The sequence below is a fragment of the Sulfurimonas sp. genome (genome assembly GCF_016744025.1).
Taxonomy (GTDB): Bacteria; Campylobacterota; Campylobacteria; order Campylobacterales; family Sulfurimonadaceae; genus Sulfurimonas.
This window is the reverse complement of sequence record NZ_JADGFC010000225.1, coordinates 1-2,286: the sequence shown is the minus strand read 5'-3', so window position 1 is coordinate 2,286 and position 2,286 is coordinate 1. Positions and strand designations below refer to the sequence as shown.

The following is a 2,286-nucleotide window of genomic DNA, read 5'->3' as shown; positions in this document are numbered from 1 at the left end:
TTTATTTCCGATGTCTAGTACTTCTCCTGATTTTATATCTATATGTGAGAGTAAAAAACTTACTGTTGGGATTGAGTCTATAGCGTTACGGACAAGGAGATTGTTGTTGGCATTTTTTATGTTGAAGGTTTGTCCATCATTTGAAACTTTATCTACTAAGTTTGCTTTATTGTTTAGCACATCATTTATGATTGCCGCTTCTGCTTCTTTGGTATTTGCTGATACTGTGGCTGTCTTATTTGTAGAATCAATTTTTAGATATTCTTTAAGCGTTGTATCTCCAAATAGTTCTACTTTTGATTCTTTTGAGGCGATATAGTTTATTGAATTTAGCTCTTGGTTGAAATTGGTTGTTGTTATGATTATGCCATTCTTATCTCTTTTTAATTCTGTTATTTCACTTTCACCACTACCATAACCAAACCAACTTTTAACCATATCGTATAGACTAGCCACAGACTCCGAACCTGCTGTTGAGAGAACTACACCTGATGTAACTCCTATACCTATAACTACAGGAGCTGATAAAGTAGCACCAAAACCTGCTGCAAATGCTACAATAGCCTCAGTTACAGTAACAGCTGCTGCACCACCTGCCCAGCTTCCACCAACTTTTGCAACTCCTCTAAATTTATCATCTTCTTGTACAATTGTAACTAATGCAGTAGCAACACCTCCCCCTTTCATTCCATACTTTATTTGTACTTTTGTATCAAGTTTAAATTTAGAGTATTTGTCAACATAAATATTAGTTCCATTAGTTGCCATACTTATACTATCTTGTGTACCATTTATAACTGTATATTCATACTCATTCCCATCAATTATTACTGTTGCCATTATTTAACTCCTCTTTTATGTTTATATTTGGACAAATTTTTTCAATTTGTTTATCATCTTGTTTACTTATCATTTTGCCTAAACCAATACCTTTGGTTTTTAAAAAATCTTCATTTTTTAATAACCATCTTTTAGAATTTATATAGTCAATTAAATACTCATTTTTATCTATTTCACAAAAATTCTGTATTTCTAAATATCCTTTTTTAATAACTAAATAATCAAATATTATATTTACTATTTTATGAATCCGACTATTTTCCCAATACTGTGATGCTTCAGCACTTTTTGCATTAGCATAAGCTTTTGGATATTTATTTTTATAAATTTTTTCCATTTGCTTTATCCACTTATATATTTTAAACAACCTCTTATGCAGTCTTACATCCTGATACATTTTATAGATATTTAACTTTGATTCTGAACTCAAAACACTATCTATTCCGTCTGGGTTTTTCACCCAATAGGCTGTGAAATTTGATACAAATAGAGCCGTTAGGTTATTAAAAGCCGCTAATCTTATTTCATTGAATTCTTTATCTTTTGTTTCGTATTTAACCATTGCTTCTATAGTTTGCCAAGATTCTTCATTAAATTTCCTTACTTCACCAAAAGTATATTGTTTACTACTATAAAGAATGATTCCTCCACCATTTGGTTCAACATAAGTTCTAAGTCTAAATATATACCACCCCAAATACTTTTCTGCATCATCATCAGGAAGATTCTCTTGCCATTTTTTTACAAAGTAATCTTGTAAACCAATGATAGGTTTCATAATAAAACTTCGCTCATCTATAAAAGGAAGTTTTGTAAGAATTGTTCCATAAACCAACATCATATTTGCAGGTATCAACCACTCTTTTGCTTTGGGATAAGGTTGTTCATCATATATCCATTTAGCCCTTTCTTGAAAATAAAAACCAATATTTCCAACAAAAAAGATAATAATAAACAACAATAAAGCAGATTTTCTTTTTTTCTTTTTTAAAAAACTATTTTCTTCACTTCCCATACCAAACCTCCTTTACATGTAAACATCTTTTTTTTCTCATATTTGCCCCTTTTTGTTTTATCCTTTTCTTTACATGTAAAGGTTCTTTCAAGCCCTTACATGTAGAGAAATTGTTTTATTGATATTTATTATCAAAGTTTATTATATCTTAAATTATTATCTTTTTATCATATTATTCCATTTTGAAATATTTTTATGCTACTTTTTTCAGAAAGCTATATCTATTATTTTTATTATCTATGACTCCACTACCACCTTCAAGATAGTCATTTCCTTTACCGCCATTTATGGTGTCGTCTCCTTCTCCTGCTTCCAATATATCGTTTCCATCTCCTCCTATTATTTTATCATTACCTTTTTTTGCAACAATATGGTCATTACTAGAAGTTCCATTTAACTCATCATCTCCATTAGTTGCAATGTTCTTCATA

2 protein-coding genes and 1 pseudogene are annotated in these 2,286 nt (G+C 30.0%); all 3 read right to left on the bottom strand.

Going from position 1 to position 2,286, the window contains the following annotated elements; translation table 11 throughout:
* Positions 1-840, bottom strand: an 840-nt coding sequence (locus QZZ48_RS15485; protein ID WP_294967155.1) for a hypothetical protein, incomplete at its 3' end; no start/stop codon positions are given.
* Positions 821-1,855: a hypothetical protein gene (locus QZZ48_RS15480; RefSeq protein ID WP_294967154.1), complete on the bottom strand. Its 1,035-nt coding sequence runs from the start codon at positions 1,853-1,855 to the stop codon at positions 821-823. The genes QZZ48_RS15480 and QZZ48_RS15485, both read right to left, overlap by 20 nt.
* Positions 1,856-2,048: 193 nt before the next feature.
* Positions 2,049-2,286: pseudogene (locus QZZ48_RS15475) on the bottom strand (hypothetical protein); the annotation flags it as partial.